The sequence below is a fragment of the Desulfofustis glycolicus DSM 9705 genome, assembly GCF_900130015.1.
GTDB lineage: Bacteria > Desulfobacterota > Desulfobulbia > Desulfobulbales > Desulfocapsaceae > Desulfofustis > Desulfofustis glycolicus.
Window position 1 is genome coordinate 13630 of sequence record NZ_FQXS01000002.1, and the last position, 24810, is coordinate 38439.

Annotated in this window: 22 protein-coding genes; 14 read left to right on the forward strand and 8 right to left on the reverse strand. The window is 60.9% G+C overall.

Annotation, left to right across the window (positions count from 1 at the left end; translation table 11 throughout):
• The first annotated feature begins 304 nt into the window (after positions 1-304).
• The 9 genes from BUC26_RS02355 to sodC all read left to right on the forward strand — a co-directional run bounded on the left by BUC26_RS02355 (position 305) and on the right by sodC (position 13753).
• Positions 305-874 carry an Hsp20/alpha crystallin family protein gene (locus BUC26_RS02355; RefSeq protein ID WP_073373234.1) on the forward strand — a complete coding sequence of 190 codons (570 nt, stop codon included), beginning with the start codon at positions 305-307 and terminating at the stop codon, positions 872-874.
• A gap of 239 nt (positions 875-1113) precedes the next feature.
• Entirely contained in the window at positions 1114-2340 is a 1227-nt protein-coding gene (locus BUC26_RS02360) for a mechanosensitive ion channel family protein (protein WP_208609694.1), read from the forward strand.
• Positions 2341-2343: 3 nt separating this feature from the next.
• Positions 2344-4143, forward strand: a complete 1800-nt coding sequence (locus tag BUC26_RS02365; protein ID WP_084540390.1) for an ABC transporter ATP-binding protein — start codon at positions 2344-2346, stop codon at positions 4141-4143.
• The gene (locus BUC26_RS02370) at positions 4136-6028 is read left to right on the forward strand and encodes an ABC transporter ATP-binding protein (RefSeq protein ID WP_073373235.1); all 1893 of its coding nucleotides are present in this window, start codon (positions 4136-4138) and stop codon (positions 6026-6028) included. Before BUC26_RS02365 ends, BUC26_RS02370 begins: the two co-directional genes overlap by 8 nt.
• A 61-nt stretch (positions 6029-6089) precedes the next feature.
• A complete protein-coding gene (locus BUC26_RS02375; protein ID WP_073373236.1) occupies positions 6090-7154 on the forward strand; it encodes a glycosyltransferase in 1065 nt (354 codons plus the stop codon).
• Between the two features lie 221 nt (positions 7155-7375).
• Positions 7376-8743 carry a TolC family protein gene (locus BUC26_RS02380; RefSeq protein ID WP_073373237.1) on the forward strand — a complete coding sequence of 456 codons (1368 nt, stop codon included), beginning with the start codon at positions 7376-7378 and terminating at the stop codon, positions 8741-8743.
• Entirely contained in the window at positions 8740-9780 is a 1041-nt protein-coding gene (locus BUC26_RS02385) for an efflux RND transporter periplasmic adaptor subunit (protein ID WP_073373238.1), read from the forward strand. Before BUC26_RS02380 ends, BUC26_RS02385 begins: the two co-directional genes overlap by 4 nt.
• Positions 9781-9823: 43 nt before the next feature.
• Positions 9824-13036 (forward strand): efflux RND transporter permease subunit, encoded by a 3213-nt coding sequence (locus BUC26_RS02390; RefSeq protein ID WP_073373239.1) that lies wholly within the window; start codon positions 9824-9826, stop codon positions 13034-13036.
• A gap of 189 nt (positions 13037-13225) precedes the next feature.
• Positions 13226-13753 carry a superoxide dismutase family protein gene (sodC, locus tag BUC26_RS02395; RefSeq protein ID WP_073373240.1) on the forward strand — a complete coding sequence of 176 codons (528 nt, stop codon included), beginning with the start codon at positions 13226-13228 and terminating at the stop codon, positions 13751-13753.
• Between the two features lie 17 nt (positions 13754-13770).
• Here the strand turns inward: sodC and BUC26_RS02400 are convergent, their stop codons facing one another.
• Genes BUC26_RS02400 through BUC26_RS02405 form a run of 3 tightly spaced genes read right to left on the reverse strand, consistent with a single transcriptional unit; the run spans position 13771 to position 16193 of the window.
• Complete coding sequence (locus tag BUC26_RS02400) at positions 13771-14925, reverse strand: hypothetical protein (RefSeq protein ID WP_073373241.1); 1155 nt, start codon at positions 14923-14925, stop codon at positions 13771-13773.
• A complete protein-coding gene (locus BUC26_RS23380; RefSeq protein ID WP_153307074.1) occupies positions 14922-15083 on the reverse strand; it encodes a hypothetical protein in 162 nt (53 codons plus the stop codon). Before BUC26_RS23380 ends, BUC26_RS02400 begins: the two co-directional genes overlap by 4 nt.
• Positions 15084-15092: 9 nt before the next feature.
• Positions 15093-16193, reverse strand: a complete 1101-nt coding sequence (locus BUC26_RS02405) for a GNAT family N-acetyltransferase (RefSeq protein WP_073373242.1) — start codon at positions 16191-16193, stop codon at positions 15093-15095.
• Positions 16194-16635: 442 nt separating this feature from the next.
• Here BUC26_RS02405 and BUC26_RS02410 point away from each other — a divergent pair, with 442 nt between their 5' ends.
• A complete protein-coding gene (locus BUC26_RS02410; RefSeq protein WP_073373243.1) occupies positions 16636-17469 on the forward strand; it encodes a protein phosphatase 2C domain-containing protein in 834 nt (277 codons plus the stop codon).
• Here the strand turns inward: BUC26_RS02410 and BUC26_RS02415 are convergent.
• From BUC26_RS02415 to BUC26_RS02425, 3 genes are all read right to left on the reverse strand, one after another.
• Positions 17423-18658: a glycosyltransferase family 4 protein gene (locus BUC26_RS02415; RefSeq protein ID WP_073373244.1), complete on the reverse strand. Its 1236-nt coding sequence runs from the start codon at positions 18656-18658 to the stop codon at positions 17423-17425. The genes BUC26_RS02410 and BUC26_RS02415 overlap by 47 nt on opposite strands.
• A 112-nt stretch (positions 18659-18770) precedes the next feature.
• Positions 18771-19241 carry an HAD family hydrolase gene (locus BUC26_RS02420; protein WP_073373245.1) on the reverse strand — a complete coding sequence of 157 codons (471 nt, stop codon included), beginning with the start codon at positions 19239-19241 and terminating at the stop codon, positions 18771-18773.
• A 62-nt stretch (positions 19242-19303) separates the two neighbouring features.
• Positions 19304-19828 (reverse strand): hypothetical protein, encoded by a 525-nt coding sequence (locus BUC26_RS02425; RefSeq protein WP_073373246.1) that lies wholly within the window; start codon positions 19826-19828, stop codon positions 19304-19306.
• A 482-nt stretch (positions 19829-20310) separates the two neighbouring features.
• On the opposite strand from BUC26_RS02425, the gene yedE reads away from it, so the two are divergent.
• From yedE to BUC26_RS02445, 4 genes are all read left to right on the forward strand, one after another.
• Positions 20311-21516: a YedE family putative selenium transporter gene (gene yedE / locus BUC26_RS02430; RefSeq protein WP_084540393.1), complete on the forward strand. Its 1206-nt coding sequence runs from the start codon at positions 20311-20313 to the stop codon at positions 21514-21516.
• Positions 21517-21529: 13 nt separating this feature from the next.
• The gene (locus BUC26_RS02435; protein WP_073373248.1) at positions 21530-21748 is read left to right on the forward strand and encodes a sulfurtransferase TusA family protein; all 219 of its coding nucleotides are present in this window, start codon (positions 21530-21532) and stop codon (positions 21746-21748) included.
• 71 nt (positions 21749-21819) lie between these two features.
• Positions 21820-22317, forward strand: coding sequence for a putative Se/S carrier protein (locus tag BUC26_RS02440; protein ID WP_084540394.1), 498 nt, complete (start codon positions 21820-21822; stop codon positions 22315-22317).
• Complete coding sequence (locus tag BUC26_RS02445; protein ID WP_073373250.1) at positions 22302-23168, forward strand: carbohydrate kinase family protein; 867 nt, start codon at positions 22302-22304, stop codon at positions 23166-23168. Before BUC26_RS02440 ends, BUC26_RS02445 begins: the two co-directional genes overlap by 16 nt.
• A gap of 53 nt (positions 23169-23221) precedes the next feature.
• Here BUC26_RS02445 and BUC26_RS02450 read toward each other — a convergent pair whose 3' ends face one another.
• A complete protein-coding gene (locus BUC26_RS02450; protein ID WP_073373251.1) occupies positions 23222-23926 on the reverse strand; it encodes a phosphate ABC transporter ATP-binding protein in 705 nt (234 codons plus the stop codon).
• Between the two features lie 4 nt (positions 23927-23930).
• Positions 23931-24809, reverse strand: a complete 879-nt coding sequence (locus tag BUC26_RS02455) for a PstA family ABC transporter permease (protein WP_073373252.1) — start codon at positions 24807-24809, stop codon at positions 23931-23933.
• Between the last annotated feature and the right edge of the window lies 1 nt (position 24810).

Consider the following 24810-nt stretch of genomic DNA (forward strand, 5'->3'; position numbering starts at 1 on the left):
GCTCGTGATGCACTACACTATAATCTTGCTTATTACTTGTTCAATACTTTCTTTTTAGTAATTTTAGTCATGTTGATTTTCGGGTAACTATACTTATTGTTCACTCAGCGATACTGAATAACCGTACCGTCTTCGGCTGCCGTGGAAAACTCGGATCTGCATGCACGATCAGGGCAGAGGTGGGTACGATGCCATACCGCAGAGAACTGCTCCGGCGAAGACAGTTTTTTGGCGTCCGCTGCAGCAGTGGTATAGATATGTGGTTTTCCGTGGCAGCCCGTAATCATCAGTAAAGGAGGATGTTATGGATCTGAAAAAACTTGCCCCGTGGAATTGGTTCAAAAATGAGGACGAAGAAGCAGCGGCAACACCGGTACGGATCAATCGGCCGAGAAAACGGAGCGACCTGATTGATCCGTATCACCCATTGTATCACTTTCAACAGCAGATGGAGCAATTTTTCGATTCCTGGGCCCATGATCTCGGCATGCCCGGCCGAAAGGCAGGAGAATCGGGTAGCCTGATGGCCGGCAGTTTCCTGAAACCGTCGGTCAATATCGGCGGCAACGAAAAAGAGTACTCGATCTCCGTCGAAATACCCGGGGTCGAAGAAAAAGACATCAAGGTCGAAATCAAGGACGACACGTTGACGATCAGCGGTGAGAAACAACAGGAAAAAGAGGATCGCCAGAAGGACTTCTACCGGATCGAGCGCTCATACGGTTCTTTCCGGCGGGTCTTGACGCTGCCCGATGACGCCGACCGGGACGGTATCAAGGCCGGTTTTCGCAAAGGTGTCCTGCAGTTGACCATCCCGAAGAAAGCGGTTTCCAAGGCCGATGTCAAACAAATCGAGGTCCGCTCCGCTGACTGATGACGACAACGCTCCACGTTCGCCCGGTCGCACCTACCTGCGGTGCGGCCGGGCGCCCTCGGGAGCGGCAAACCGTTTCCTCGCCGCTCTCCCACCGCAAACAATCCGTCATTGAAACGCTTGTGCTTCAAACACGTTTCGTTTAGCATTGCTCATCCCTTGTTAATCGCTCATCCCCGCAGTTTGAAGCAGGGTTTGGCACACAACGTAATCATCACCATTGATCGGGAGAGAATCGGATGCGGCCAATCGTTGCGTGGTTGTCGGTGTTTATGCTGCTGTCGGCCCCGCCGCTGCTAGCGGCCGCCGACGGTCAATCCCCGGCCGACGCAGCGCCGGCAAACATGGTTTTTGACCCCCTCAAACCGCTGATCGAAGCCGTTTCCAGCAATCCCTGGGTCCAGGGCAGCCTGTTAATCCTGATCACCTTTGCCTTTGCCTCACTACTTTCCTGGTTGTTGTTTCGCCTGCTCCGGGCACTTACGTCGAAAACCAGTCACCAACTCGATGATCACTTCGTGCTGCTGCTGCAACCGCCGGTCACCTATACGCTGATCGCCCTCGGCATCACCGCCGGCATCGAGGTGATGCCGTTGCCCGACGTCTGGAATGTGATGCTGAGCCGGATCATCCGCTCCATCAATGTGATCATCTGGATCATCTTTCTCGGCCGCTTCGCGACCCTGCTGCTCAACCGGATCGCCGACTATTCCGGTAGAATCAGCTTCATTCAGCGCCGTACCGTAACCCTGTTCGACAATATCGCCAAAGTGGTCATTTTCGGCGCCGGTATCTACCTGATCTTCGTCATCTGGCATATCGACATGACGGCCTGGTTGGCCTCGGCCGGCATCGTCGGCATCGCCGTCGGCTTCGCCGCCAAGGATACCCTGTCCAACCTGTTTTCCGGCGTGTTCATCGTTGCCGATGCACCCTACAAAGTCGGCGACTACATCGTGCTCGACAACGCCAGCCGCGGCATGGTCACCAATATCGGTTTGCGCAGTACCCGGATCCTGACTCGCGACGATATCGAGGTAACCATTCCCAACTCGATCATCGGCAATTCGATGATCATCAACCAGTCCGGCGGCTTGAGTGAAAAGATGAGAATCCGGCTCAAAATCGGCGTGGCCTACGGATCTGATATCGACCAGGTCAAGCAGATCCTGCTCGACGTTGCCGACAGCGAACCGCTCGTTTGTCGACAACCAACGCCGCGGGTACGTTTTCGCGCTTTCGGCGGCTCGAGTCTTGACCTGGAGCTGCTCTTCTGGGCAAACCACCCGGAAGAGCGCGGCCGGATACTCGATGCGATGAACACCGCCGTCTACAAACGGTTCAACGAAACCGGCATAGAGATCCCCTATGCCAAACAGGATCTCTATATCAAGGCCGTGCCGGACAGGTTTTCCCTGCCGGAAACGGCGCCGCCGGACACTGCCACCGGCAACCGTCCCGATTGACCAATGTCTCTGTCCCATCGCAGATCGGAGAACAAAACGTCGCTCCCCCTGTCCGCCCTTTTCAAAGACCTGCTCGCGCCTATCTTCCGCCGCCACCGTCTGCGTCTGCTGGTCGGCTTGACGGCCCTGATCGCCGTCGATTTCCTGCAATTGATGATCCCCCGCATCCTCAAGCACGGCGTCGACGCGCTCACCGCCGGCAGCGCATCGCCGGGGCTGCTGCTGCGGCTGGGAGCGGCCATCGTCGCCATCGCGGTATTCGTCGTGGTGCTGCGCTTTTTCTGGCGAACGTTGATCATCGGCTTTTCCCGGTACCTGGAACGGACCCTGCGCAACCGTATTTTCAACCGCATCCTGGTCATGGACCAGCCGTTTTTTGAAAAACACTCCACCGGCGACATCATGGCCCACGGCTCCAACGATCTTGCCGCCGTCCAGATGGCCTGCGGCATGGGCTTGGTGGCGGCGGTCGACGCATTGGTCATGTCCTGTGCCGCCACCGGTTTCATGCTCCACATCGATATGCGGCTGACGCTGCTGGCGCTGGCGCCGATGCCGATCCTGGCCGTCTCCACCCGGCTGCTGTCCGGCCGCCTGCACCACCGTTTCAACACGGTCCAGGAATATTTTTCCGGCCTCACCGAGTTCGCCCGGTCCACCCTCGTTTCCCTGAAGCTGAGCAAGGCCTATACCCTGGAGGAGATTCAGACCCGGGAATTCGATCGACTCGGACGACGCTACGCATCGGCCAATATCAGGGTGGCCGCCATCCAAGGGGTGCTGTGGCCGGCGGCTACGCTGATCGGCAATATCGGTCTGCTGGTCATCCTGCTCTTCGGTGGTACCGCGGTTATTCGCCAGGAACTGACCATGGGCGACTTCGTCGCCTTCGTCACCTACCTGCAAATGCTCATCTGGCCGATGATGGCCGTCGGCTGGGTGGCCAATCTGCTCCAGCGCGGCGCCACCGCACTGCGCCGTATCCACCGGCTCGTCTCCGCCGAGCCGCTGCTGCTCGACCAGCCATCTGGTGGCTCCGCGCCACCGGACGGACCGGTCTTTGCCATTCGCAACCTGAGCTTTTCCTATCCCGCCGCGCAGAGCAGCCAGCTGGCAGGAGTCAGCTTCGCGGCCGATCGGGAAATGATCGGCATTGCCGGCCGCACCGGCAGCGGCAAGAGCACCCTGTGCCGACTGCTGGTCCGTCTCTATCCCGTTGCTGACGGCGCCATCTTGCTGCACGGGCGCGATGTCAACCGCCTTTCACTGGCCGAGGTTCGCGACCGGATCGCTTACGTCAGCCAGGAACCGGTTCTCTTTTCCGACACGATCGCCAACAATATAGCCTTTGGCGTGGATCGGGCCGACCCGGCCGAGATCGAGCAGGCCGCCCGCGACGCCGCCATCGACGAAGAAATCCGCCAGTTCAGCAAAGGTTACAAGACGATGATCGGCGAACGGGGGGTGCTCCTGTCGGGCGGTCAGAAACAGCGGCTGGCGCTGGCCCGGGCGCTGATCTGCCGACGGCCGATCCTGGTCATCGACGACGGCCTATCCGCCGTCGACACCGCCACCGAGAGCCATATCATCGAGGCGCTGCGGCGACGGCTCGCCGGCAAGACGGTGTTTATCGTCTCCAACCGGATCAAGCTGCTGGCCATGACCGATCGCATCCTGCTCTTCGACCAGGGCCGCCTGCTCCATGACGCTCCGCACGATGCATTGTTACAGCGCAGCGATTTTTACCAGGCCATGTATCGCAAACAGCTGCAGGAAGGGACGGAGGATCGGCGCGATGCATGATTTCGGCTACATCGAGAAGGGCAAGCAGGCCTCGCTCAGCGACGTTCGGCTGTGGCATCGCATCCTGCGCCACAGCCGGGGCTTTCGGCGGGCCATCGCTATCGCCGTGGTGCTGTCGCTCGGCGTCACCGGCGCCACTCTGGCCCTGCCCTACCTGCTCAAAAGCGGCATCGATTCCTATATTACCGCTCCCGACCTGGCCGAAGCGGCGCGCATCTCCGGGCTTGTCACCACGGCGCTGCATTTCGGACTGCTCGTCGTGCTCGGATTTGCGCTGACCTTTATCCAGGTGGTCTTGCTCGAATGGGTCGGCCAGTCGGTGATGCACCGCATTCGGCAGGATCTGTTCGCCCATATCCTCGATCTCGACCTGGCCTTTCTCAACAGCCAGCCGACCGGACGGCTGGTGACCCGGCTGACCAACGACGTGCAGAACATGCACGAGATGTTCACCTCGGTGCTGGTCACCTTGTTCAACGATATCCTCCGCCTGGCCGGCATCCTTGTCGTGCTGCTGCTGATCAATTTCCGGCTGGGACTGGTGATGTCGCTGTTCATCCCGGTCGCCCTGCTGCTGACCGTGGTCTTCGCCCGGCTGGCACGCGAAAAATTCCGCGCTATCCGCAGCCAGCTGTCGCGGCTCAACAGCTATACCCAGGAAGCGGTGTCCGGCATCGCCATCATCCAACTCTTCGGCCGGCAGCTCCGGGCCGCCGAGCGCTTCGCCGGCCTCAGTGCAGAGTATCTGGCCCGAACGCTCAGTCAGATCCGGCTGTTCGGCGCCTTCATGCCACTCACCGAGCTGCTCAGTTCCATGGCCATCGCTCTGATCCTCTGGTACGGCGGCGCCCAGGTTATCGACAGAACCCTGACCATCGGCGAAATGGTCGCCTTCCTCGCCTATATGCGCCTCTTTTTTCAACCGCTGCGGGAGTTGTCGCAGAAATATTCGATCGTCCAGTCGGCCCTGGCCTCGGCCGAAAGGATCTTCGCCACCCTCGACACGAAAGCCGCCCTCATCGATCCGCCCAACCCGCGGCAGCTGACGGCGCCTGCCGGCCGTCTCTCGTTCAACGACCTCAGTTTCAGCTATGAACCGAACCAGCCGGTTCTCGTCGATTTCACCCTGTGCATCGAGCCCGGCGAAATCATCGCCGTGGTCGGCGCCACCGGCTCCGGCAAGAGTACCCTGATCAACCTGCTGCTGCGCTTCTACGAGCCGCAGCGTGGCACCATTAAAATCGACGACGTCGACATCGCCGAGCTGCGGGTCCGGCAGTTGCGCCGCATCGTCGGCGTCATCCTGCAGGATGTCTTCATCCTCAAGGATACTCTGCTGGCCAATATCGTCATGGACACCGGCTGCTCCCGCGAGGACGTCGAAGCGGTGCTGGAACAAACTGGCATGACCCGTTTTGTCGCCAAGCTGCCGGCCGGACTTGACACCATGCTCGGCGAGGGCGGTCGGGACCTGTCCACCGGTGAAAAGCAACTGCTCTCCTTTGCCCGTGTACTGTGCCGGGACCCGGCCATCCTGGTGCTCGACGAGGCCACCGCCTCGATCGACTCGGAAACCGAGAGCATCCTCGAAGAGGCAATCGCCCGCAGTTTCGAGGGCCGCACTTCGATCATCATCGCCCATCGGTTGTCCACTGTGCGGAGGGCCGATCGGATCGTCGTGATGGAAAACGGCCGCATCATCGAGCAGGGATCACCAGAAATCCTGTTCGCCGCAGACGGCCACTACTCCCGGTTGCTTCGCCTCGATCTGCTCGATGGCCGGACACCTTTGATCACCACCTCGACTCCGGATGACCAACGACAGACCGAGTTTTCCAGCCGGCCGTCCAGCTCCCGGCGGCTGCCGCCGGCAACGCAGGATTGACACCAGCCCGTTGAACCGGCTAAGGATGTATTATTCGACACGAAGATAGATGCGGCACTCCATGAAACAGCCACAAGCACAAAAAACCATCCTCTGGTGGGGACGGTTTGACGCCGACTACTCCCGCAACCGAATCCTGCGCGGTCTGCTGAGAAATTGCGGGCATCAAATCGTCGATTTTCAGCCGCACTCCTCACTGACCGGCACCATCGAATCGATCCTCGCCGGTCTGCCGCCGGTCGATGCGCTCTGGGTGCCGACCTTCCGGCAGAGCGATCTGCGCTCGGCCCGCCGCTTTGCCGACCGCCGCTCCATCCCGCTCATATTCGATCCGCTGATCAGCGCCTGGGACAAGGCGGTCTTCGAGCGGCAAAAATTCTCCGCCGACAGCCGGCGCGGCAGACGACTGCTGGTCTGGGAACGCTCGCTGTTTGCCGCCGCCGACCTCGTTCTCGCCGATACCGCGCCGCACCGCTGCTTCTTCGTCGAGACGCTCGGAGCTCAGCCGGAAAAAACCTTCGTCGTGCCGGTCGGCGCCGAGGAGGCTCTCTTCCCCGCGCAGCCGCTGCACGAACCTCACCAGCCGCCGGAGTTGCTGTTTTTCGGCAGTTTTATCGGGCTGCAGGGGCCGGAGGTTATCGTCGATGCGGCGGCCCGCCTGCCCGAAGCTCGCTGGACACTGCTCGGCGACGGGCCGCTCGGCCCGTCCTGCCGGCACCAGGCGGGCACTCTGTCGCAGGTACGCTTTGAGCCTTGGTTGCCCTATGACCGACTCGCCCGACGGATCGGTGAAGCGGACATTCTGCTCGGCATTTTCGGGGCCTCGCCGAAGGCCGGGCGGGTCATTCCGAACAAGGTTTACCAGGCGCTGGCCTGCGGGCGACCGCTGATCACCCGATGCTCTAACGCCTACCCGGAAGAGCTTGCCGGAGATCCCGAAAGCGGCATATGCTTCGTGCCGCCTGCCGATGGTTCGGCGCTGGCGGCCGCCGCCGCTGCCCTGTTGGCCGAGCGACATAAACTGGCTAAGCGGGGACTGCTGGCACGGCGCAGCTATGAACGTTTTTTTGCCGGCGGGTCCGTCAAACAGGCCCTGCTGACCGCCTTGGCCGCAATCGATCTGTAGGGAACCTTGAAAATGAACGAAATTCCAATTTTTTCAAGGTCCCCTGTCGGCTCACCGCTCTCCCCACCCTCCTACCTCGTGGCATAAGTCCCTTTTTTTCGACTATTTGCGTCTTTTGTGATACATTTTTCTTTGACAGCAAGGAAAAAGGCGCTTATTTCTATTTAAGTTTTTTATTAAACATAGTCCATTCCACCCGGACCGAGCCACGGGGTATTTCCATGACCGCTGCAGCACCGCCTCTTCGACACCTCTTTACCGCCGCTTGCCTGGCCCTCGCTCTCTGTTGGGCCGGCCCGGTCACCGCCGCCGACCAGCCCGACGCCTGGACCGCACGGCAAGCGGTTATCTATGCCCTGCAAAACAACCCGGACAGTAAGATCGCCCGGCAACGGATCAGTGCCGCCGAGGCAGCTCGCCACCAGGCCGCCGCCGCGATGCGGCCGGGGATCAGCCTGAGCGGCGGCTACAGCCAGACCGACAACCCGATGCAGGCCTTCGGTGCCATCCTCAACCAGGGTGGTTTCGACAACACCATCGATTTCAACGACCCCGGCCGCACCGACAACCTCGGTTTCAAGGCGGAAATAAACTACCGTTTCTATAACGGCGGCCGCGACCAAGCCGCCTCTGAGGCCGCCGAGGCACTGCAGCTGGCCAGCGAAACGGATCGTACCGCAACCCAGCACCGTCTCGGCTACGAAGTCGTTCGTGCCTACCAGACTATCATCCAAGCCGGCGACCAGGTCGCTGCCCGGGAAGCGGAACTCAGCGCCATCGATTCATCCCTGCAGGTGGCCGTGGCCCGCTACGAAGCCGGTGATCTGCTCCGCGCCGACCTGCTCCAGTTCGAAGTGCAACAGGCCCGCGCCAGCGAGCAGCTGATCATCGCCAGACACCAGCTGGATCTGGCACAACGCGGCTTTCTCAACCTGCTCGGCCTGAGCGGCACCGACACGGTGCTGCTGCCCGGCGCCGGTGACGAACAGTCGGTGCCGACCGTCGATGCGTACCGTGAGCGGCCGGAAATCGCGGCCCTGCACGCCCGTCTGATGGCCGCCGAGGCAGCCCTTGCCGGCGCCCGCGGAGCCCTGCGCCCGACCCTTGACGGCTTTGCCGGCTACCAGTATGACCGCGGCTGGGAAGTCGACGGCGATGGCAGCTCCTGGCTGGCCGGTCTGCAGCTGACCTATCAGCTCTATGACGGCGGCCGCCGGGATGGCGAGATCGCCCAGAAAGCCGCGGAACTCGCCGAGCTCAAGGAGCACCTCGGCAAACTCAGACTGGCCGTCGACCTGGAGATCCAGGAGGCCGAACTGAACCGGCGCCAGGCCGCCGAACGAAGGCAGGTAACCCAAAAGATGGTACAGGTCGCCCGGGAAAGCGCGCAACTCAATCGCGAGCGCTTCCAGCAAGGCGTCATCCTCGCCTCCGACCTGATCGACAGCGAGGTACGGCTCACCGACGCCCTGGTTCGCCAGTCGGCGGCCCGGGCCAATTGCCGGACCGCCGCCGCTCGACTGCGACAGGCGGCCGGCATGCAGCAATTCGCACCAACCACGAAAGAACTTCTGGAGACACAGCCATGAGGAGATTGCCCGCAGTCCTTCCCTTCATTCTGCTCGCCGTTTTTTCCGTCCTGCTGGCCGCCGGCTGCTCGTCGGAAACGACGGAGCACGTTGAGAAGGCAGAGCAGCTGGAGCCGGCGCCGGTTTCCGTCGTCACCGTTAAGCAACAGACGCCGGCCCGTCAGGTCGAGATCATGGGCACCGTGCAGGCGGCGGAAAGCGCCTCGATTGCCGCCCGAATCAGCGGTAATATCGTTGAGCTGCCGGTATCGCTCGGTTCACGGGTCAGCGAAGGCGACCTATTGGTAACTCTCGGTGCAGACGAGATCAACGCTCAACTCCTGCAGGCCCAGGCCCAGTTCGAGCAGGCCGAGCGAAACCTGGCCCGAGAGCGGAGCCTGCTGGCTAAAAACGCTGCCACCGCGGAAACGGTCCGTACACTGGAGGAAACCCGCCAGATCGCCGCAGCAGCACTCAGGGAGGCCCGCACGATGCTCGGCTACACCACCATCACCGCTCCGTTCAGCGGCATCATCACCCGGAAAATGGCCAGCATCGGCGATCTGGCGACACCGGGCAAGCTCCTGCTGCAGTTGGAGAACGAAGGTCACCTGCAGGTCCTGGCCGACGTTCCCGAGTCGCTCGTCCTGGCGCTGTCCATCGGCGATGAGCTACCGATCCACCTGCCGGCGGCGGGGCTGCGGACCACCGGCAGGATCATCGAGATCGCCCCGACCGCCGATCCCCGTTCGCGCACCGCCCCGGTCAAACTGACCATCGACTCGGCCGAACAGATCCGCTCCGGTCAATTCGCCCGGATCAGCCTGCCAAGTGAGCGAGGCATTGCCTTCATGATTCCGCAGGACGCAGTCCTGCCGTTTGGCCAAATGGAGCGAATCTTCCTGACCGACGGACAACGGGCTCGTCTGCAATTGGTGAAAACCGGGCTGAAGCATGACGGCACGGTGGAAATTCTCGCCGGGGTCGCCGCCGGTGACCGGGTCATCGTCTCCGGGCACCGCCACCTGCAGGACGGCCAACCGGTTACCATCAACTAAGCAGCCGACACCGACGCATCCCAGCATCAACCAACGGATCGACATGAGCACTTCGGAGAGTAAACCAAGCGGTTTTGCCGGCAAACTGGCCGCCGCCTTCATCAACTCGAAACTGACGCCGCTTGGCATCATCGCTTCCTTATTGCTCGGCATCCTCGCCGTGGCCATGTTGCCGCGCGAGGAAGAGCCGCAGATCAAGGTGCCGATGATTGACGTGATGGTAGCCATGGAGGGCGCCACCCCGAAAGAGATCGAAGAGCAGGTCACCATCCCGATGGAAAAGCTGCTCTACGAGCTGCCCAATGTCGAGTACATCTACTCCACGTCGATGGCCGGCAAGAGCCTGCTCATCGTCCGTTTTTACGTCGGGGCCGATCTGGAGACGGCCATTGTCCGGCTCAACCAGAAACTGGCCACCAATTTCGACCGCATTCCCCACAACGTCTCGCAGCCGCTGGTCAAACCGCACACCATTGACGATGTGCCGGTCCTCGCCCTGACGCTGCACAGCCCGAACTACGATCACTTTATGCTGCGGCGCCTGGCCGCCCAGGTCGACGATGCGATCAAGAGCATCCCGTCGGTTGCGGAAACGAGTCTGATCGGCGGTACCAGGCGGCAGGTAACCGTCCGTCTCGACCCGCTGTTGCTCTCCTCCCGCGATATTTCGATCAACCAGCTGGTGCCGATGCTGCAGCAGGCCAACCAGCAGCGCTATTCCGGGGTATTGACCAGCGGCAACCAGGACATAGAGCTGCAGACCGGCTCGTTTTTGACCAGCGTCGAAGAAGTGGGCCGGATCGTGGTCGGCGTCTACGGAGGCAAACCGGTCTATCTCGAAGAGGTCGCCGAGATCATCGACGGCCCCGAGGAACCGTCGACCTACGTGCTGTTCGGCGCACCCGACCTCCACGATCCGGAGGCGGCGGTAACCATCTCGGTCGCCAAGCGGCCGGGTGCCAACGCGGTCAGCGTTGTGGCGTCGGTGCTCGACAAGGTGGACAGTCTCAAGGGAACGCTGATACCGGCAGATATCGAGGTCAGCGTCACCAGGGACTACGGGGCGACCGCCTCGGAGAAATCAAACGAGCTGCTGCTGCACATGGGCATCGCGGTATTCGGCGTGGCCGTGCTCATCCTGCTCTTTCTCGGCTGGCGTGAATCCATCGTCGTGATGCTGGCCATCCCATCGACGCTGGCTTTGACCCTGCTCGTCTTTTATCTCTACGGTTACACACTCAACCGGATCACGCTGTTCGCGCTGATCTTCTCCATCGGGATCCTGGTTGACGACGCCATCGTCGTCGTCGAGAACATTGTCCGCCACCTGCGGTTGCCCGGAAATCGCGGCCGCTCGATGACAACCGTCGCGGTGGAGGCGGTCAGCGAGGTCGGCAACCCGACCATCCTGGCCACCTGGGCGGTGATCGCCGCCATTTTACCGATGGCCTTTGTCGGTGGCCTGATGGGACCCTATATGCGGCCGATCCCGGTCGGCGCCTCGGCGGCGATGATCTTCTCGCTGGTGATCGCCTTCACCGTCACTCCCTGGGCGGCCACCCATATCCTGAAAACACGGAAACACGGGGGCGGAGTAGACCATGACCAAGCTCCGGACGACCTCTTCACCCGCCTCTACCACCGAATCATGGACCCGCTGCTGGCCCATGGCGGCTGGCGAGCCATCTTTTTTATCGGCATCACCGTGCTGCTGCTCGGTGCGATGGCCATGGTCGGCGTCGGCCTGGTCAAGGTGAAGATGCTGCCGTTTGACAACAAAAGCGAGTTCCAGGTGATCCTCGATCTGCCCGAGGGCAGCTCCCTCGAGCAGACCTCACGGGTGGCACTGGAGATGGCCCAGGTGATAAACAGTGATCCGGCAGTGGTCGACTACCAGGTCTATGTTGGTACCGCTTCGCCGTATAACTTCAACGGCCTGGTGCGCCACTATTTCCTGCGCTCCGGACCGCATCTGGCTGATATCCAGGTGAACCTGCTGCCCAAGCATGCGCGCAGCATCAACAGCCACGACATCGCCAAGCGGGTGCGCCCGCAGCTGGCGGCGATCGCCGAGCACTACGGCGCCGCACTGGTCGTTGCCGAGGTGCCGCCGGGACCGCCGGTCCTGCAGACCCTGGTAGCCGAAATCTACGGGCCGACCGCCGAGGACCGGGTCAAGCTGGCCGAGCAGATCAAGCAGATTTTCGCCGAGACCGACGGCGTTGTCGATATCGACTGGTACCGTGAGGCCGAGCGGTCCCGCACGGTAATCACCGTCGACAAAGAGAAAGCGGCGCTCAGCGGCATCACTGAGGGGCAGATCACCCGGGCCATCCGCATGGCCGTGACGGGACTATCGGTCGATCTCTATCACCAGCCGCGCGACAAGGAACCGATCAACCTGGTGCTGGAACTGCCGCGCTCGCAGCGCGCTCGAGTCGACGAATTGCTCAATATCTCGCTGCGCTCGGAGCAGAGCAGCCAGGCACCACTCGTGCCGTTGCGCGAGCTGGTCCATATCTCCGAGGCACCGGTCGAGCAGCCGATCTACCGGAAGAATCTCAAACCGGTGCTCTATGTGACCGGCGACGTGGCCGGAGCAGTGGAAAGCCCGGTCTATGCCATTTTCGACATGAACGAGCGGATCAAGGCGCTGAACGCCACGTCATTTGGCGGAGCTGCGGCGGACCTGACCATCTACAACCTGTTCCAGCCGTTTGACGAGCGGCGACCGGCGATGAAATGGGACGGCGAGTGGCATATCACGCTGGAGGTCTTTCGCGATCTCGGTCTGGCGTTCTGCGTCGTGCTGATCCTCATTTACATGCTGATGGTCGGCTGGTTCAAGAACTACGTGACGCCGCTCGTCGTGATGGCCGCCATCCCCTTCTCGCTGATCGGCATTCTGCCGGCACACTGGGCATTCGGCGCCTTTTTCACCGCCACCTCGATGATCGGTTTCATGGCCGGGGCCGGCATCGTCGTGCGTAACTCGATCATCCTCGTCGATTTCATCGAGCTGCGCATCAAAGACGGCCTGCCGCTCGCCGAGGCGGTGGTCGAGGCCGGTGCCGTGCGCTTCCGGCCGATGCTGCTGACCGCCCTGGCCGTCGTCGTCGGCGCCTCGGTGATCCTGGCCGACCCGATCTTCCAGGGGCTGGCCATCTCGCTGATGTTCGGCGAGATCGCCTCGCTGCTGGTCAGCCGGATGGCGGTGCCGGTGATGTATTACGTGGTCAAAAAACATCAACATTGAGCCAATTGCCCGCTGTCGGCCACCTGACCGGGCGGCCGACAGTGGGCTCTAGACCGGCTGCCGTCCGATCTGCTCTTCCCGCACCAGCAGACCTGTACAAGATCTCCTTCCGTACGCATAGTCCTACATGGTGGCACCGATTCGTGTTGTCACCGAATTCTTGTCTCATCTCGTACAGGAGGAATGATTATGAATAAAAATAAACCCTTTTACAGCATCGCCCTTCTGCTTGTACTCATTGCCGTTCCGGTCCGGGCCGAGTTCACGGTGCCGATGCATACCGTGGACGAAAACGGTGTCGGCGCAGGCGTTGGTCAGGTGGTACTCAGCGAGTCCGCCTACGGCCTCGTGCTGACCCCGGAACTGAGCGGACTGGCACCCGGCCTGCATGGCTTCCACGTGCATGAAACACCGGACTGCAGCCCCGCGGAAAAAGACGGGAAAATGGTGCCGGCCCTGTCGGCCGGCGGTCACTACGATCCCGAGAACAGCGGCAGACACGGATTGCCCTGGGGAGACGGCCACCTCGGTGACCTGCCCGGCCTCTTTGTCGATGCCGACGGCACCGCCGATAACCCGGTGCTGGCCCCTCGCCTGCGCCTGAGCGACGTGACCGGACGCTCACTGATGATCCACGCCGGCGGCGACAATCACGCCGACCACCCGGCACCTCTCGGAGGCGGTGGCGCACGGATTGCCTGCGGGGTGATCGATTAGCACTGTCTGACGATCGTTCAGAGAAACCCCAGAGAGATCGCTCGCTGTCCGGCTTCGGGAAGGAGCCGGACGATCTGCGTCCCGTCGGGCTCGATGCTGCCGTCAACGACACGGGCACCGCTGCACTGCCATGATGCCGCCGCGGTCTGGCGGATTTTCAAGGAAAACGAGCCGTTCAGGGACGCAAACCGAGGAAGACGGTCCAGGTCAATGGTGACGCCGCCGGTATCGGAGCGGCAGGTCGCCAGGTAATAATAGGCCGCCTGAGTCCAGCAATCGGCAACATCTTTGGCCTGGATGCGCAGGATATCGTCTGCCGTCGCACGAACCAGGGCCGCCCACCGATCGACGATCTCGTTGGTGCGGGTTACGTCAGGATGCAGCAGGTTCGCCCAATGCAGGGCGACGATCGGTTGGTCCGGCAGCGAAGCCGGCACCGTGGCCGGCTGGTCCCAGGCCACCGGTGAGCGTCCGCGCTCGAGCAGGACCACTCCGCATTCCCAGGTAATGGCGTCATGCTCCGGGGGACGGTACTGGTGTGCTCTTGAAAAACGGGTAGTGACATAATCAATGCCAAATGCCTGCAGGATCGCCTGCATCGATGTGGCGTCGTCGCCAAAGCTGTGGTTGAGGGCCGGCGGGACATAGAGCCTCGGAAAGCTGGGGAAATCATGCTGCTCCATGATCTGCCGGCAGGCCGTCAAGTGCTCGACAACGAGATCGCGGGGGCGCATCCTCCCGTTGCTGTCATGGAACTCCGAGCGATGCATGCTGCCGTCCTGCCAGAACTCATGGCAGAGCCCGTGCAGAGCAATCTCCAGGTCTTCCCGATGATCGCGGAGATAAGCGGCGGCCTCTGCCAGCCAGGGCCCCTGATTGCGCCGATTTTCCCAATCCCGCCCCATCCAGGTGGCACCGGTCACGTTGCTGAGAAGATTGGTAGTATCCCACTCCCCGAGCACCATCGCGATGGCGATGCGCATCCCCAAACGCCTGGACAGGCATACCAGGGCCTGATAGTCGGCCAGGCAGTGGCGCCGCGGAAAACGATTGCGAAACGGCTCACCCCGGGCGGAACCGTCCTCGCCCTGCCACCAGCCGACGTCTTCGACCACCAGAAAGACCGGCAGCGGCAAAGAGATGCTCCCTTCCAAACCATGGTAGATTATCATCTCCGCACCTCAGAGGCTAATCCAGCGGCGGCGGTCGGATCATAGCGCCGAGACGCTGCCAGGTCCGTCAGCCGCCACTGATCCTCGACCAGATGGGCGTAGGCGGGCCGCCCGTAGGGCGGTGGCCCGGGACAACACCTGCCAGCGGAAATTATCATCTCCGCACCTCAGAGGCTAATCCAGCGGCGGCGGGCCGGCCCGCATCGCCGGGAGGATTCCAGGTCCATCAGTCGCCACTGCTCATCGACAAGCGATTCGTTATCGGGCCGCCAGAGCGGCATTGATCGGGAGAACACCTGCCAGCAGAGTCGTCGGGGCACGGCTCCCCACTGTTTTTTGAAACGGTGGGTGGAGGTGTCCCGGCTGGAACGGCCGAAATCAAAGCGGCGGCAATCCTGTTCCACGGCCAGTCTCAGCATTGACCAGTACAGGAGCATATTCGGACAGCGGGGACGAAACCGGCGCAGCGAGGATGCCCACGGGTTTGCAAGAGTTTCGCCGTAGCGCAGCACAATGGCCCCGGCAGCCGGAACACCGTCACAGGAGACAACGAGACAGCGGGTACTCGGCTGATCGCGGTCAAGGAGGCGGCGAAACAACTCGATGCTATGCGTCGGCGAGCCGAGATCGCGCATATTTTCCGAAAAGACCGCATAAAAATCATCGAGCAGTTCCGGCCCGCCAATGGCGCAACGGCAGCCGCAACGCTCCGCCTTGCGCACCTGGTTGCGTACCTTGGGTCCAAGGCTCGCCCAGAGCTCGTCTGCTGTCTCGGGCAGGCGCCGTTGCAGGCCGATCTTGAAATCAAATTCCCGGTGAACCCAGCGACTGTCCAGATCCGGTGGCGGACCGCCAACTGGTTCGGGTCGATATTCACGCACCTCCAGGTGATCGGCCGCCAGCTCTTCGGTCAGCTGCAGCGCGGCCAGCAGCAGACGGTGACGAACGGCCTCGCTTTCGGCCAAGACGCCGGCCGCGTCGGTATAGGGCAGGGAGATCAGCCGCCTGGTGTTACCGGGAGGGGCAAAGAGCAGCAGCGGCAGCAGACCGACCGTTGTCTCGCCGGAATTGCTTTCCCGTGCCCGCAGTACAAACAGCGGCAGCCGGTAAGTATCGGCAAGCGCCCGACACCAACCGGGCAGCTGGGAAAAGAGCGCGCCGGGATGGCCGGCGCAATAATCCGACCAGATCGGAGCCGACTCGATCCCCGCACAATCGATGCTCACTCCGGCGGAGCCCGAAGCTTCGTGCACCTGAATGTTTTGCATTCAATTCATTGCTGTTTTTATATGAATCATTGCCCCGGGCTGGCCGGTTCTCCCGGAGGCTGCATCGCGGAGGCCCGGCGGGCCGGAGAATCAGGCCCGAAGGGCGGCGGACAAGGACGTCCGCCGCCGGCGGTCAGGCCATGGATGGCCTTCTGCCGGCCTCGGAGGCCAGCCGATCAGGCCGCAGCGCAGCAGCCGGAGGGAGGACCGGCCAGCCCTTCCTCTGGCGTTGGTTTTCATCGTCCAATTTTCTTCAGTCATGACCTATACTATCAGATATTACTATGACCAAGCCATAACCCATCGAAACAAGCGATTTGCCCTGATTGACAAAGCTCACTATTATGATGCGACATGATTACTCAACCAAACGTGCCCCATGCTCCTCTCTCCTGAACCCCAAACCGCCGTATCTCCTGCTCCTGCGCGTTCACGCTGCGCCTTGGAAACCCTGCACGAACAGGGCAGCGGGCTGCAGAACGAGGATGTATTGCTGCGCGCCGGCGATCTGCTGGGCGTCTTTGACGGCGCCACCAGCCTGGACGGCTTTCTCGACAGAGATGGTGCAACCGGTGGCTATCGGGCGGCGCAGTTGGCGGCTCAGGTTTTCGCGGACGAGCCGGGTGACCTGGCGTCCCGGGCGCAACGGGCGAACCGGGCGATTCGTTCGGCCCAACACGACCATGGTATCCCACTCGAACAGCGGCAACGACTCTGGTCGACAAGCATGGCGGTGACTCGGCTGCATGACGGTTGGTTCGAGTATTGCCAGATCGGCGACAGCATGATCCTGCTGCTCTACCGGGACGGCCGCCATGAACTGCTCACCCCGGAGATCGATATAGATGCCGAGACGCTGCTGCAGTGGAAGCGCTTGCCCGCTTCGGCGCCGCCGATCCAGATCAGCCTGGCCTCGCAAATTCTCGCCGTTCGTTTGCAGATGAACGTGCGCTACGGCGTGCTCAACGGCGAGCCGAAGTCCCTTTCTTTTCTGAGCCATGGCCGCCGCAGCCTGAGCGATCTCGCCGGTATCCTGCTCTTTACCGACGGTCTGCTGTTGCCGAAAAGCGAGCCTGGCGAGGCAACGGACTGGCAGTGGTTCGCCGATCTCTACCGACTTGGCGGACTGGCAGGAATACGCAATCATGTCCGCATGCTGCAGAGACAGGATCCGGACTGTCGTCAGTTTCCCCGTTTCAAACGACACGACGACATTGCCGCGGTCGCGATCACGCTGCCGGCCGGGACCGTCTCGCCGCATCATAAGCCGCACTGACCCTGGCAAAGACCCCTTCCCAGCTGGAGCCGGCCGTACAAGCCTCGACGTCATCCTTCCACGGGGTGGCCCTCCTCTTTGCTCTTTCGATCATATTCATCAAAGCCGTTGTCAGCCGCTCGTCGAGAAGGCACCAGACCGAGTCGTCGGGTCTGTCAACGGCGCTCATTGGTTCCAATCGGACATAGTCGACAAGATCGTCCGTGGCCTGGTTAAGCAGGTGGCAACACCCCGGCAGGTCGGTCGTGACCAACCGACACCCCGATGCCAGTGCTTCCAGCAGGACGAGCGGCAGGCCTTCGTAGAATGAGGGCAGCACGAAGATATGACAGCGCCGCATCAACTCGGCAAGCGCATGCTGGCTCAGAGAACCATGCAGCGTTACCCGATCGCCACATGTTGCCGCCAGCTGCCGGCACAAGCGTTCCTCCTCGCCGTGTCCGGATCCGGCAAGGTGCAGATGGACGGCCGGTTCGCCCAGAGCGGCAAAAACGCGCAGCAGCCAGTCGACCCCCTTGGCCAGGCTAAGCTTGCCGGCATAAAGCAGGTGAACCGGCGGAACCGGCGGCTTGACACCAAACGAAAAGATATCTCGATCGATCCCCGCCCCGGCAACACCAATTTTATCCCGGGCAATCCCATAGAGAGAGCTGATTCGCTCGACCTGGCCCGGATCGAGCGCGAGAACCCGGTCGACCGCGCGGCAATCCGGCACGACACGGCCCCTCAGGTGGGGGCAGGTGACGAGTTGGCGCAGATCGGTAGAGTGGCAGGAGGTGAGCAGCGGGAAGGCAGGCAGGGTTCGCCTGGTTACCGCTGTTGCCAGCCAGAGATGGTGGCTGTGTATCACTTCGATCGGGAAATTACGTGCGGCCGCACTGACCGCTTCGGCAAAAGCCGTTTCATAACGATCCAGTTGCTCCGGGGAGAGATCGCAAAACCGGGAACTGCGGTACGGCATCACGTCACTCATGCCGGGAATGGCAAAATCGAGCTCCCCGTCATCGAAACGGACAAAACGGCACGATGCAGTGTCAGCCCCTGCCAGTTTTGGACGATCACCGCCTGACCAGCCGGCCACCAGATAGTTCCTATGGCCGGCACGGGCGGCCTGACGCAGCACATGCTGCAGGTAAATGCCGCTGCCGGTGCTTTCCGGGTGCTGGCTGATGACATGCAGAATATTCATCACCGGTATACCGTACACCCAAGGCACCACAGACAATAAAACGGCATGTTCCCGGGCCGTTGGCTCGACATGAAACGTCCGGCCGGCAGGAGCACGTGCAAGGCGGCAGCGATCATCGGCGCAGGGTGGCCTTCAAACGGTTGGGCGATAACAGCAGGTCGAACGCATCCAACGGTGAGAAGACCAGGAGGTCAGCCGCCTGCAGCGCCTTGATGGCGCAACCTTCGGCCAGACAGACGGCGACACCGATGCGCGCCGTCTCAAGCATCAGCCGATCATTGTTGCCGTTACCCAAGGCAATGACCCCGTCGGCGCCGAGGATGCGGATATACTCCTGTTTCTGAGCGGCATGGTTGTCGCCGCTGAGGATATGCAGGGTGCAATCGATCCCGGCGACTTGCTGCCGCACCGTGCCGAACGTATCAGACGTCAGCACGTGTACCTCAACTAGGTCGGCAAGTGTCCGTAATCCCTCTCTGACGCCCGGCAGCAAGGAGCCATCGACCGACAGGGTGCCGGTAAAATCGGTGACACAATGGCGCAGCGTGATGCTTCCGTATTCTGGAACAACGCAGGTGAACATCGCTTCTTCTCCGGAACAGTGGACAGTGTTTCTGTTGTGCTTATCGCTCCGGGCCCCGGATGTCAACCCTGGTGCACGGTCTTGCCGCAATTCCGGCACAGGCCGCGGAAGACCTCTCGCAGCGTCGTTTCATCGAGTCGATCGCGCAAGTGCTCTTCGTAGAGGTCCGATTCCTCGATGCCCGGCGACATTTGTCGGGCCAGATCGTCATCGGATGTGGTATCGACGTTGATCGGCTCGAAGCGATAGTTCGCCTCGTTCGGCTCGAAGTCTTCTCTGCGACGCCGCTCCAACCAGCTGTCGGCATCATCGTGCGTTCCGAGATATGGGACATAGAGACGGTCGCAATACCGCACCGTTATCAGACGATAGCCGCCGCCAAGATCATACTTGACGCAATTTTTCATGCGGTACTCACCGTTTTTCGTTCGTTTCAGGAAAATCCCCGCCGTTTCTTCCCCGTTTTCCCTCAATTCGGTAAGGATACGCTGACACTGGTCGGCCGCCAGTTCCCCTTTCTTGCCGGACCGGCGCAAAACAATGAGCTGGCGCTCGATTGCCCGGGCCAGATGGATGGATCGAAACATAGTTTGCCTCCGTTGACAGCTCTGCCGGGATGAACCGATAAACGCCTCGACCATCCCGAACGGTCATTCCCCCCGACGTTTTTCCGAAACACGATCAACAACAATGCAGGGACCGTAGCCGGTCGTAGGATTCTAAGATTACTAGAGGATGTCAAATAGGTATTATCGATAAATACGGGACGGCACCCCCACTTTTTCAATACTTGGGAGCTTGAAAAATTCGGAATTTCGTTCAAGATCAAGACGCGCGAGAAGATTTTTCCGCAGGCATAGACGATATTCCGAAGATAAAATTTGATTGCGCAACAATGAGGCTGGGCAGAATGACAATTTTTCAAGGTTCCCTCCTGTTGTTTTGAGAGAAGATGGCGTACCCATGCAGCGCTAATGCTGGACCCATGTGGCGCTCTCTAATTATTGGAATTTTCTATAATTCAGCTAACTGATATCGATATATAGTATTGGACCCCTCTTCGCTTTCGATGTACCTACAAAGCATTTTCTGGCCGTTTCAATCCTTGTTATCGGGCCGCTTTGACCGTGAACGAACACGGAATATTTTCAAGGCGACCTGCCAATTACCTGAGAGGGAGACCATGGAAGCCGTTAAACGTTTTTTCGCAAGTCGCTGGGGAATCATCTGCGTCGGCGCCGTTATCGGCGTGCTCGCGGCGATCCTGCAAAAATTGGGCAATCCTGCCAACATGGGCATCTGCGTCGCCTGCTTCGAACGCGACATTGCCGGCTCGATCGGCCTACATCGAGCCGCGGTGGTGCAGTACCTACGTCCTGAGATCATCGGGTTTGTGCTCGGTGCCCTACTTGCCGCCTACCTGTTCAAGGAGTTTCGGCCCCGTGCCGGCTCGGCGCCGATCGTGCGGTTCATGCTCGGCGTTTTTGCCATGATCGGCGCACTGGTATTTCTCGGCTGCCCCTGGCGCGCAGTTCTGCGCCTGGCCGGCGGTGACGGCAACGCCATTCTCGGGCTGGCGGGACTAGCCACCGGTATCGGTATCGGCGCCTGGTTCCTGAAAAACGGCTACAATCTGGGCCGCGCGCAAAAGACCTACACCTCGGTCGGCTGGTTGATGCCGCTGACCATGCTGGGTTTTCTCGTTTTACTACTGGCTAACCCGCAGATCGCCGGTGAGGCGCAAAGCGGCGTACTTTTTTACAGCCTCAAGGGACCGGGTGCCGCCCATGCGCCGCTCTTCGTCTCCTTACTCGTCGGACTGCTCATCGGCGTGCTCGCCCAACGGAGCCGCTTCTGCACCATGGGTGCCCTTCGCGACCTGATCCTCTTCCGGCAGACCCACCTGCTCAGCGGTTTTCTTGCCCTGCTGGTCTTCGCCTTTGCCGCCAACCTGGTGCTTGGTCAATTCAATCCGGGCTTTACCGGTCAACCGGTGGCCCATACCCAGCACTTCTGGAATTTCGCCGGCATGGTGCTGGCCGGCCTGGCCTTTGCCCTGGCCGGCGGGTGTCCCGGTCGACAGCTGTTTATGGCCGGAGAGGGAGACGGTGACGCCGCCGTTTTTGTTGTCGGCATGATCGTCGGTGCCGCCTTCGCGCACAATTTCGGCCTGGCCAGCTCTCCGGCCGGAGTCGGGCCGAACGGCATCGCTGCCGTTGTAGTCGGCCTGGCGGTGTGCCTGTTCATCGGTTTCACCATGCGCAAAACAGCTTAAAAAGGAGCAGATCATGGCAACTACGATAGATGCGCGGGGCTTGTCGTGCCCGCAACCGGTACTGATGACCCTGGACACCATCAAGGCCGGGGCCGACAAAGAACTGATCGTGCTGGTCGATACCGACACCTCTCGGGAAAACGTCTCGCGGGCGGCAGCCAGCCAGGGATACACGGTTGCGGCCGTTGATCCGGACGGTGACGGCTACCGCTTGACCCTGAAGAAGGGGTGAGCGTGCCCCTATTGTCCCGACTGAGGAAGGCGTTCACTCCAGCCAAACCGACCTCATCGCCGCGATCCTCGATGGATCGCGGCTTTCTCGTCTTCGAAAATACCAGCGAGGTGATCCAGGCGGAAAAGCTGCTCGCTAAGGCCGGCTGGATGGTCCGGGTCATGGGGCCGCCGCCCGAGATACAGCGCGGCTGCGATCTGGTAATCGAGTTCCCGTTGATCGAGCGGCTGGAGATTGTCAGGCTCCTTGGTGCTTCCGGGCTGGACCCGCTGGAGATGGTACCGGTCAGCGGGCCGCTGCTGCAACCGGTCGATATCTTCCAGCGAGTAGATTATGGTGCCTATCTGATGGTGCGCGCCGCCAACATGAAGATCTGTGTGGAAAAAGCCACCGGGATCATCGTCAACATCTCCGGCGGCGGCTGCCCCGACGTGCCGTATCTAGCGGCCATGCTGGTCGGCAAGAAACTGCGTGAAGTACCGAGTCCCCGCGACATCGGCCATACCTTGTGCGGGTATGCCCTGCAACTCGCCTTCGAGGAGATCACCGAACAATGCTCGCCATCGTAGGTACCGTCCCCGACGCGGCATTGCCGGTCCTGACAGGCACCGTTACGCTTGACGGAACGACCATTACCGTAGCCGGTCGCCGTTTTCCGGTGAACCGCGGCACCCCCGCGCTGCTCGCGGCGGCGGCGGTTACCAGCCGGGCACTCGGTCGGCCGGCGCCGCTGGCCTATCTGGTCGGCGATATCGGCCGCGGTGACGGCAGTCGCCGACTCTACGCCCACCTGGCCGAACACCTCGCCACGGCCGACCACCGGATCATGGTCTTTCATTATCTGCAGCCCGACGTGGACTGGCACGGCCGAGTACTGCTGGCCCTCCAGGAGATGGCTCGCACGCCGCTGCTCATCGCCGACGCCGGTTTCATGTACGTGGCCAAGATGAGCGGTCAGGCCGAAGCCTACGACCTGTTTACCCCGGACATCGGCGAACTCGCCTTCCTGGCAGACGAGAAGGCCCCGCATCCCTTCTACACCCGCGGATTTATCCTGCACATGGAAGAGAGGGCCGAGGAGATGATCGACATGGCCTACCGCCATGGCAATGCCGCCCAACACCTGCTGGTCAAGGGTCGGCGGGATTACGTGGTCGAACGGGGAAGCATCCGGGCAGTTGTCGACACGCCGAGCGTCCCGGAACTCGAACCGATCGGCGGCACTGGCGACACCGTGACCGGCATCGCCGCGGCCCTGATCCAGGCCGGTTTGCCGATCCCGGCCGCCGCCGAAGCAGCGGCCCGCATCAATCGAATCGCCGGAAGGCTCGCCCAGCCGAACCCGGCAACCCAGGTAACCGACATCATCGCCTGCATCGAACGCGCTATCGACGAGATCGACCTATCGGCAGCATGTTGAGCGGAAAAGCTAATTCTCACCGTCACCCTGCCGATTCACCAGATTTCACAAAATCACGCCGACCTGATCAGGGTCTGATCGGTCATTTCGAACACCAGATCGGCGACCCGCCGTACCTGGTCCTGATAATGCGACACCATCAACACGGTGCAGGATTGTTTCAAATCGTCAAGCAACTCTTCTATCTTGCCACAGGAACGGGCATCAAGTGATGACGTCGGCTCGTCCAGCAGCAGAATTTCCGGTTCGAGCATCAGAGCCCTGGCGATACACAGGCGCTGCTGCTGTCCGCCCGACAAGGCACGTGCATCGGCCCGCAGCCGATCCTTGACTTCCTCGAACAAATGAGCTTTTCGCAAGGCTTTCTCGACCAGATGATCCATTTCTCCTCTCTTTCTGTGACCAGCAAGCCGCAAGGGGAATGCAACGTTCTTATGAATGCTCATCGGCAGAGGGTTTGGCTTTTGAAACACCATGCCGACCCGCCGTCGCAGCTCGGAGGCGGGCAAATGCTCGCGATAGATATCGACTAGGCCGTCGGCAAACCGAAGTAAAACCGTCCCGCTGACGTTGCCGCCACCGAATTCCTGCCAAAGACGATTAAAAACCGTGAGAAAGGTCGATTTACCGGCGCCCGATGGTCCGGTAACAGCGGCAATACAGTGTTCCGGCAGTTCCAGATCGATCGACTCAAACAGCGTCTTCTTGTCGTAGCTGAATGCCAGGGAGCGGGTGATGATTTTACTTGCAGATGCCATATCGTTATCGAAACACAAAGCGACGCGCCAACAGCCGTTCCAAACCATAAGCGAGAAGAAAAAGGGAGCCGCACAGAACCAGCAGAAGAAACGCGGCGGCGAACCCCATCTCCAGTTCCTGAGTTGTCGTGTATTGCGAAGAAATATAATAGATAAAAAACGGCAAGGCTTCATACTGTTCCAGCAGTGACCGAGGCAATCCGGCCGAGGCGACAACCCCAGTCAACAGGATAACCGCCGTATCTTCGGCAGCTCGGCCGATAGCCAGGATAATACCGCCGAGAATACCGGAGGTGGAGGCAGGCAGCAGCACCCGGTAGATATTCTGCCAGTGTCTGGCACCGAGTGCCGGAGCGGTCAACCGAAGTGTCGCCGGTAACGATTCCAACGCCAGCTGGGTGGAACGAATAACATAGGGGAGCACCAAAAACCCCAGGGACAATGCGGATATCAGCAGGCACGGGCCGATTCTTCCGGGAAACAACCGGTGCAGATAGATCGTTATCGTAAAGCCGGCCAGACCAATGACGATTGACGGCAAACCAGCAAGAACATCAAAGAGGGCCGACAGGGTTACCCGCCACCGCGGCGAGGCATAATCGGCGAGATAGATACCGGTAGCAATGCCGACCGGAGCCGCAACGACGATTGCGCTGACGACGAGCAGCAGGGTACCGACAATCGCAGGAAACAACCCGTCGAAGACGGGCCGTCTACCGAGCAGTGCGTCGAGCGGATCGACACCGCCGAATATCAAGGATATGCTGAAGGCATCCAACCCGCGCCACAGTACATAGACTGTTACAACGGCAATACAGAAAAAGAGCAGTGCCGTGCACGCCAGAGAGAAGAAAACAACGAACCGTTCGGCGAATCTGATCATC

What these genes read in the sequence shown, in the direction of transcription:
- BUC26_RS02400 (WP_073373241.1), bottom strand. Translation starts at nt 14,925, where the DNA reads ATGATAATCTACCATGGTTTGGAAGGGAGCATCTCTTTGCCGCTGCCG.
- BUC26_RS23380 (WP_153307074.1), bottom strand. Translation starts at nt 15,083, where the DNA reads ATGATAATTTCCGCTGGCAGGTGTTGTCCCGGGCCACCGCCCTACGGG.
- BUC26_RS02370 (WP_073373235.1), top strand. Translation starts at nt 4,136, where the DNA reads ATGCATGATTTCGGCTACATCGAGAAGGGCAAGCAGGCCTCGCTCAGC.
- BUC26_RS02440 (WP_084540394.1), top strand. Translation starts at nt 21,820, where the DNA reads ATGGATCGCGGCTTTCTCGTCTTCGAAAATACCAGCGAGGTGATCCAG.
- BUC26_RS02445 (WP_073373250.1), top strand. Translation starts at nt 22,302, where the DNA reads ATGCTCGCCATCGTAGGTACCGTCCCCGACGCGGCATTGCCGGTCCTG.
- BUC26_RS02355 (WP_073373234.1), top strand. Translation starts at nt 305, where the DNA reads ATGGATCTGAAAAAACTTGCCCCGTGGAATTGGTTCAAAAATGAGGAC.
- BUC26_RS02405 (WP_073373242.1), bottom strand. Translation starts at nt 16,193, where the DNA reads ATGCAAAACATTCAGGTGCACGAAGCTTCGGGCTCCGCCGGAGTGAGC.
- BUC26_RS02360 (WP_208609694.1), top strand. Translation starts at nt 1,114, where the DNA reads ATGCGGCCAATCGTTGCGTGGTTGTCGGTGTTTATGCTGCTGTCGGCC.
- sodC (WP_073373240.1), top strand. Translation starts at nt 13,226, where the DNA reads ATGAATAAAAATAAACCCTTTTACAGCATCGCCCTTCTGCTTGTACTC.
- BUC26_RS02435 (WP_073373248.1), top strand. Translation starts at nt 21,530, where the DNA reads ATGGCAACTACGATAGATGCGCGGGGCTTGTCGTGCCCGCAACCGGTA.
- BUC26_RS02420 (WP_073373245.1), bottom strand. Translation starts at nt 19,241, where the DNA reads ATGTTCACCTGCGTTGTTCCAGAATACGGAAGCATCACGCTGCGCCAT.
- BUC26_RS02385 (WP_073373238.1), top strand. Translation starts at nt 8,740, where the DNA reads ATGAGGAGATTGCCCGCAGTCCTTCCCTTCATTCTGCTCGCCGTTTTT.
- BUC26_RS02425 (WP_073373246.1), bottom strand. Translation starts at nt 19,828, where the DNA reads ATGTTTCGATCCATCCATCTGGCCCGGGCAATCGAGCGCCAGCTCATT.
- BUC26_RS02415 (WP_073373244.1), bottom strand. Translation starts at nt 18,658, where the DNA reads ATGAATATTCTGCATGTCATCAGCCAGCACCCGGAAAGCACCGGCAGC.
- BUC26_RS02365 (WP_084540390.1), top strand. Translation starts at nt 2,344, where the DNA reads ATGTCTCTGTCCCATCGCAGATCGGAGAACAAAACGTCGCTCCCCCTG.
- BUC26_RS02455 (WP_073373252.1), bottom strand. Translation starts at nt 24,809, where the DNA reads ATGATCAGATTCGCCGAACGGTTCGTTGTTTTCTTCTCTCTGGCGTGC.
- BUC26_RS02380 (WP_073373237.1), top strand. Translation starts at nt 7,376, where the DNA reads ATGACCGCTGCAGCACCGCCTCTTCGACACCTCTTTACCGCCGCTTGC.
- yedE (WP_084540393.1), top strand. Translation starts at nt 20,311, where the DNA reads ATGTACCTACAAAGCATTTTCTGGCCGTTTCAATCCTTGTTATCGGGC.
- BUC26_RS02390 (WP_073373239.1), top strand. Translation starts at nt 9,824, where the DNA reads ATGAGCACTTCGGAGAGTAAACCAAGCGGTTTTGCCGGCAAACTGGCC.
- BUC26_RS02375 (WP_073373236.1), top strand. Translation starts at nt 6,090, where the DNA reads ATGAAACAGCCACAAGCACAAAAAACCATCCTCTGGTGGGGACGGTTT.
- BUC26_RS02450 (WP_073373251.1), bottom strand. Translation starts at nt 23,926, where the DNA reads ATGGCATCTGCAAGTAAAATCATCACCCGCTCCCTGGCATTCAGCTAC.